This is a genomic window from Aureimonas phyllosphaerae, from assembly GCF_900113065.1.
GTDB lineage: Bacteria > Pseudomonadota > Alphaproteobacteria > Rhizobiales > Rhizobiaceae > Aureimonas > Aureimonas phyllosphaerae.
Genome location: NZ_FOOA01000031.1, coordinates 21,088 through 27,450 on the forward strand (window position 1 = coordinate 21,088; position 6,363 = coordinate 27,450).

General features: G+C 65.8%; 5 protein-coding genes, 1 tRNA gene and 1 riboswitch. Of the genes, 4 read left to right on the forward strand and 2 right to left on the reverse strand.

Features of this window, described 5'->3' with window-relative positions:
• Positions 1-2: 2 nt before the first annotated feature.
• Together apaG and BM175_RS20845 are read right to left on the reverse strand one after the other, a co-directional pair.
• Positions 3-395 (reverse strand): Co2+/Mg2+ efflux protein ApaG, encoded by a 393-nt coding sequence (gene apaG, locus BM175_RS20840; protein ID WP_090966560.1) that lies wholly within the window; start codon positions 393-395, stop codon positions 3-5.
• Positions 396-501: 106 nt separating this feature from the next.
• Positions 502-1,698, reverse strand: a complete 1,197-nt coding sequence (locus BM175_RS20845; RefSeq protein WP_090966561.1) for an O-succinylhomoserine sulfhydrylase — start codon at positions 1,696-1,698, stop codon at positions 502-504.
• 56 nt (positions 1,699-1,754) lie between these two features.
• Positions 1,755-1,830, reverse strand: a riboswitch (SAM riboswitch).
• A gap of 91 nt (positions 1,831-1,921) precedes the next feature.
• On the opposite strand from BM175_RS20845, the gene BM175_RS20850 reads away from it, so the two are divergent.
• The 4 genes from BM175_RS20850 to BM175_RS20865 all read left to right on the forward strand — a co-directional run.
• Positions 1,922-3,004: a 2'-deoxycytidine 5'-triphosphate deaminase gene (locus tag BM175_RS20850; protein ID WP_090966563.1), complete on the forward strand. Its 1,083-nt coding sequence runs from the start codon at positions 1,922-1,924 to the stop codon at positions 3,002-3,004.
• 48 nt (positions 3,005-3,052) lie between these two features.
• Positions 3,053-3,127: transfer RNA gene (locus tag BM175_RS20855), tRNA-Gly, on the forward strand.
• A 295-nt stretch (positions 3,128-3,422) separates the two neighbouring features.
• On the forward strand, positions 3,423-4,454 hold the full coding sequence (locus tag BM175_RS20860; RefSeq protein ID WP_090966565.1) for a calcium-binding protein: 1,032 nt from the start codon (positions 3,423-3,425) through the stop codon (positions 4,452-4,454).
• 624 nt (positions 4,455-5,078) lie between these two features.
• Positions 5,079-6,363 (forward strand): HAMP domain-containing protein (locus BM175_RS20865; RefSeq protein WP_175526957.1); only part of this gene is annotated, 1,285 nt, incomplete at its 3' end.

A 6,363-nucleotide genomic window follows, 5' to 3' on the forward strand; every position in this document is an offset into this window, starting at 1 on the left:
GCTTAGTTCAGGACACGCCGGTCCGCCGGCGCATCCAGCGAAAAGGCGGGGATTTCGACCTCGAACAGGCTGCCGTCGATCGACTGCATCCGGTAGTGCCCCCGCATGATGCCGGACGGGGTCGAGAGCGGGCATCCCGACGTGTAGGTGAAGCTGTCGCCGGGCTCGAGAATCGGCTCCTCGCCGACGACGCCCGGACCTTCCACCACCTCGACCCGGCCGAGACCGTCGGTGATCTGCCAGCGGCGCGCACGCAGCTGCACCGTCTCGCGCGAGCCGTTCTCGATCTCGACACGGTAGGCGAAGACCCAGTGCCCCTCCGACGGATCGGACTGGTCGCCGAGGTAGGACGGGGTCACCCTGACGGTGATGTGGCGTGTGGTCGCCTGATACATGGCCTTCGAGTTCGTTGCTGGCGCCGGCAGCGCGAGAAAGGTCCTGCCGCAATCCGCAGACGATTGCGGCAAAACCGGGTCGGTGCAGCCGGGAGGCCGCTCAAGCTCAGACGCTGGCGAGCGCCCGCTCGACATCGTCGACGAGATCGGCGCCGTCCTCAATGCCGGCCGACAGGCGCAGAAGTCCCGGTCCGATGCCGAGCTCGGCGCGCGCCTCGTCGGTCAGGCTCTTGTGTGTGGTCGTCGCGGGATGCGTGATCAGGCTCTTGGCGTCGCCGAGGTTGTTGGAGATCTTGATGATCTCCAGTGCATTCGAGAAGCGGAAAGCCGCCTCCTTGCCGCCCTTCAGATCCAGCGCCAGAAGTGTCGAGCCGCCCGACATCTGGCGGGCGATGACCTCGGCGTCCGGATGGTCGGCGCGGCCAGGATAGAGGACGCGCGAGACCTTCGACGAGGCGGCCAGCGCATCGGCAAGGCGAGCGGCGTTCGCCGTCTGCTGTGCGACGCGCAGCGGCAGGGTTTCGAGGCCCTTCAGCAGGCACCAGGCGTTGAACGGCGAGAGCGACGGGCCGGTGTGGCGGAAGAAGTCCTGCAGTTCCTCGGCAATCCACTGAGCGTCCGACAGGATGACGCCGCCGAGGCAGCGGCCCTGGCCGTCGATGTGCTTGGTCGCGGAATAGATCACGACGTCGGCGCCGAGTTCCAGCGGCTTCTGCTGCATAGGCGTGGCGAACACGTTGTCCACGATGAGGCGAGCGCCGGCCTCGTGAGCGATCTCGGCGACGGCCCGGATGTCGATGACCTCAAGCGTCGGGTTGGTCGGGCTCTCGAGAAAGAACAGCTTGGTTTCTGGGCGAACCGCCGCCTTCCACTGCTCAAGGTCGCGCCCGTCGACCAGCGTACAGGCGACGCCGGCGCGCCCGAGCACGGTCTCGATGATATAGCGACAGGAGCCGAAGAGAGCCCGCGCGGCCACCACATGATCGCCTGCCCGGACGGAGCACTGGAGCGCGGCCGAGACGGCGGCCATGCCGGATGCCGTGGCGCGCGCGTCCTCCGCGCCCTCCAGCGCCATCATCCGCTCCTCGAACATGCGCGTCGTCGGATTGGCGTAGCGCGAATAGACGAAGCCGGGCTCCTCGCCCTTGAAGCGGGCCTCGGCGGCCTCGGCCGTCGGATACACGAACCCTTGCGTCAGGAAGAGGGCTTCCGACGTCTCGCCGAAGCCGGAGCGCATGGTGCCGCCGTGAACCATGGCGGTCGCCGGGCGCAAGGGGCGGGCTGCGTCGTTCTTCTTCAGCATGGGCGTCTCCGAGGCCGCTTTGCAAACGGGATAACAGACGCGAAGAAGCCGCTCGGGGGTGAGACGAAACGGCCTTTAGCGACTTGTTTTACGTGGCTGCAAGCCGGCCGGCAAATCACCACGAACGGGGCGAGCCTTAATCCTGTCCGCAGCCGAAATCAATCCGCCCGTTTCCAAGCCTCGCCGGGCCTGCTAACGCGTGGATCAGCTTGGAGTTGAGTTCATGGCCGGCGGCATCCTTCCCGATCGCGATATCGCGCAACTGTCCGCGGACGGTCGCATCGCGTCCGAGCGTCCCTTCGACGCCGACCAGATCCAGCCCGCCAGCCTCGACCTCCGGCTCGGCGCGAAGGCCTATCGCGTTCGCGCGAGCTTCCTGCCGGGCCGTGGCAATCCGGTGGAGGCCAAGCTCAGCCGTCTGTCGATGCACGAGATCGACCTGTCAGGCGGTGCGGTCCTCGAGACGGGCTGCGTCTACATCGTGCCGCTGCAGGAAGCGCTCGATCTTCCGCCCGAGATCCGCGCCGCGACCAATCCAAAGAGTTCCACCGGCCGCCTCGATATCTTCACCCGCGTCCTGTCGGACGGGGCGCAGGAGTTCGACAAGATCCCGGCCGGCTACCGGGGTCCGCTCTTCCTCGAGATCAGCCCCCGCACGTTCCCGATCGTGGTGCGCCCGGGCTCGCGGCTCACCCAGATCCGCTTCCGCACCGGCGACGCGCAGCTTCTCGAAGCGGAGCTTTCCGCCCTCCACGAGACCGAGCGACTGACCAGTGCGACGGATGCCAACATCTCCGGCGGCGGTATCGCGCTGTCGATCGATCTGGCCGGCGACCAGACGGGCCTCGTCGGCTACCGCGGCAAGCGGCACACCGGCGTCGTCGATGTCGACCGCCGCGCCGCGCTCTCGATGCTCGACTACTGGGAGCCGATCCGGCGGGGAGCGGTGGGCGAACTCGTTCTCGATCCCGACGAATTCTACATCCTCGTATCGAAGGAGGCGGTCCACGTGCCGCCGGCCTTTGCCGCCGAGATGACGCCGTTCGACCCTCTGGTCGGCGAGTTCCGCGTCCATTACGCGGGCTTCTTCGATCCGGGCTTCGGCCATTCGAGGGCGGGCGGCTCGGGCTCGCGCGCCGTGCTCGAGGTGCGCAGTCACGACGTGCCCTTCATCCTGGAGGACGGCCAGATCGTCGGGCGGCTCGTCTACGAGCGCATGGCGAGCCTGCCGGATCGGCTCTACGGCGCCGATCTGAAGTCGAACTACCAGGCGCAGGGCCTGAAGCTCTCCAAGCATTTCATCTAAGGGACGCTTGACGCCTTGCAACCTTGCGGGCAGTGTCCCACCTCGAGCGCGGGCGTAGTTCAGCGGTAGAACGCCAGCTTCCCAAGCTGGATGTCGTGGGTTCGATCCCCATCGCCCGCTCCAAATCGACCTCGCTTCTCCGATGCTTTCCGAGGATATGCCGGGCGCGTCTTGTTGTCGCGTCACGCCTTCCGCTGCGGTCCCTGGACGATCCCGAGTCAGTTGCCGGAGTCTGATCGATGATCTGCAGGTGACGTGGGGGAAGGCCGATCCTGCATCCCATACAATTGTAGAGAACGGTCGGCGCGGCAGCGGGATGACCTGAAAACATCTATTCGTTAACGAGCCTATAACATCGTATTGACTTTCTGGTGAGCGCTACGTCATCGTGCCCTAAGCGTTTGGGGAGAAGAGGCGCATGGCTGCGGTCACGTTCAACTACAGGCTCGACGACTTCATCGGCACGGGGCGGGGACCTGCTCTCCTCGGCCCCTTCACCATCGCCAATGTTCCCCAGGTCGCCGACAGCGATGCTGTCGTCACCCTGCGTTACTACGGCGACTTCTCGCCAGGCGAGCAAACGTACGAGTCCTTCAACGTCCAGATCGAAGGGTTCACCAGCCAGTCCTTCGGGGCGATCCCGCCGAACGACGAATACAATGGGGTGAACGTCGTCAGCTTCACGATCCCGCAGTCGGTTCTGGCCGGCATCGTGGCGGACGGCGCTATCGACATCCGCTATGGGATCGGCCGCGATGTGGATGACTTCAAGTCCATCCGCGAGGAGTATATCGATCTCACGATCGACTATCAGGGCACCTACGTGGTGCGTCCGCCAAGCACCTCGATCGATGGAACGTCCGGACCTGACCCCCTGACCGGCACCGATTTCGGCGATACGATCAACGGGTTCGCCGGGAACGACACGATCACCGGGTATTCTGGCAACGACCTGATCAACGGTAACCAGGGGGCGGACGTCATCTTCGCCAACCAGGGCAACGATACGATCTTCGCGGGCCAAGACGATGACGTCGCCTATGGCGGTCGCGACAACGACGCCGTGTTCGGAAATCTCGGCAACGATGCTTTGTTCGGTGACAAGGGCAACGACACGGTCGGCGGCGGCCAGGGCAACGACTACGTCCGCGGCGGCCAAGGCGACGATCTCGTGTTCGGCGGAGCCGGCAACGATCAGATCTGGGGCGATCTCGGCAACGACACCCTGTCCGGCGGAACGGAAGCGGACGTCTTCTTCTTCGCGGCGGGATCGGGCAACGACGTGATCGTCGACTTCAACCGGGCACAGGGGGACAGCCTCAACTTTCAGGGCCAGACCTACACCGTCTCCGACGTCAATGGATCGGCGGTCATCGCGCTGTCTGGTGGCGGCACGGTGATCTTGACCGGTGTGTCGTCGGCCAGTCTGGACGCCGGCGCTTTCGCCTGACGCGTATCGACCGCTAGACTTGTAGAAGCCCGCCCGGTCTGCCGGAGCGGGCTTTCCCGTGCCTCGGATACAGGGCGAATGGGAGACCCGCTCGGTCGTGATGCGTCGTTTCGACCGAGCGGGTCGCCGCGGCATCGTCTGCGAGGGCAGGGCGCGGTGCCTGAGAATGTTGCGCTGCGATTTCCCATGTCAACTGCGCTGCAGCATCACATCTGCTCACCGCCGGATTTTGGGATGGTTTTCGCCGGACCAGTCGCATGCCCGTGATCCTGAAGCGTCCGACCGCCAGCTTGGTTGGCCGACATGCCCTTCCCATACCTGCGGCGCAACGGGATGGTCGTGACCAGGGCTCGGTTCAACCGGTCCGGTTCGCGGTTCGGCCAGTGGGAACCATTCGTTGAAGCATGGCCTCCGGGTTTTCTACGTGTCTCTTACGGCAACCGGTCGCTTCGGCGCCGCCTTGGGTCGGCCGAGCGGGACACGCCGAAATGCCAAGCTCCCTTCCGCTCCGGCAGCCTTCCCCATTCTTTAACGAGATGTCGTCAAACTGTTGGATGGCAAAGGAGACGGGGCGGCAGTCCTGGAACTCCCGCTACGTTCCATCCTCTAGATCGAGGCGCCTTCGTGAGCATCCGGGCTCTTTTCATCGCGTTCAGTCTGGCCACCACGAGCCTTCTGGCGGCGTTCTTCGCGTCGTTCTATTTCTATCAGAAGGCGGGGAGCGATATCGTGCGGACCTACGAGCGCCGCTACGAGGCCTATCAGCTCGCCGACGGATTCCGGCAGACCTCGTCCGAACTGACGCGCATGGTGCGCACGTTCGTGGCCACCGGCGACCGCATGTACAAGGAGCAGTACTTCAAAGCCCTCGAGATTCGCGACGGCAAGGCGCCGACGCCGATCGACTACTACACACGGCCCTACTGGGAACTCGTGACCACGCGCGGCGCGCAGCCGCGCCCCGATAGCGATACGATGTCCTTGCGGAACCGGATGGTCCAGGCCGGCATCCAGGGCGACGAATTTCAGCTCCTCGACACGGCCATTGAGCGCTCGAATGCACTCGTCAAGCTCGAGACCGATGCGATGGAGACGCTGGCGCGCCCCGGCCTGACGGCCAGCCAGCGCCAGCAGGCAAACGGCAATCTCGTGTCGAAATCGTACCATGCGGCGGTGGCAAGTGCGATGGAGCCGGTGGACGCCTTCTTCGCCAAGCTGAACGAACGGTCCAGCGCGGAAGTGGCGGCGGCGACGGCGCGCCAGACGACGCAGTTCTGGCTGATGCTTGCAAGCTCCTTCGCACTCCTCGTCGATCTCGGTCTCTTCGGTTGGCTGATGATGACCCGCGTCGTGCGCGGGGTCGGCGGACTCGAAACGGCCATGGGACGGGTCGCGGCCGGCGATCTCGATACGGCGATCGGTGGGATCGACCGGCGAGACGAGGTCGGCGCGATGGCGAGAGCGCTCGAGGTCTTCCGCAGCGCCGCGACCGAAAAGCTGCGCCTGACGGCCGAGGCCGATGCCGCCCGGCGTTCGCAGGCTGCGAGCGCCGAGCGCCAGCATGCCCTCGACAACGCGAAGGCGGACGATCTTCGCGCCTTCGTCCATGCGGTGGAGGCGGGCTTTGCGCGCCTGTCGGCGGGCGACCTGACGGTGCGCATGGGCGAGGCCGTGGCGCCCGAGTTCGAGCCGATCCGCGCCCAGTTCAACCAGTCGGTGGCCCAGCTCGAGGCCACCATCGGCGACGTCGTCCAGGCGGTCGGCGCGATGCGCTCAGGCCTGTCGGAGATCACGGTCGCGGCGGGCGATCTCTCCCAGCGCACCGAGCAGCAGGCGGCGAGCCTCGAGGAGACGGTGGCAGCGCTCGGAGAGGTGACGCGCGGCGTCGGCGAGACGGCGGCCCGCGCCG

Excerpts from the sequence above, each read along its gene's own strand:
- BM175_RS20850 (WP_090966563.1), top strand. The coding sequence starts at position 1,922 with ATGGCCGGCGGCATCCTTCCCGATCGCGATATCGCGCAACTGTCCGCG.
- BM175_RS20845 (WP_090966561.1), bottom strand. The coding sequence starts at position 1,698 with ATGCTGAAGAAGAACGACGCAGCCCGCCCCTTGCGCCCGGCGACCGCC.
- BM175_RS20860 (WP_090966565.1), top strand. The coding sequence starts at position 3,423 with ATGGCTGCGGTCACGTTCAACTACAGGCTCGACGACTTCATCGGCACG.
- apaG (WP_090966560.1), bottom strand. The coding sequence starts at position 395 with ATGTATCAGGCGACCACACGCCACATCACCGTCAGGGTGACCCCGTCC.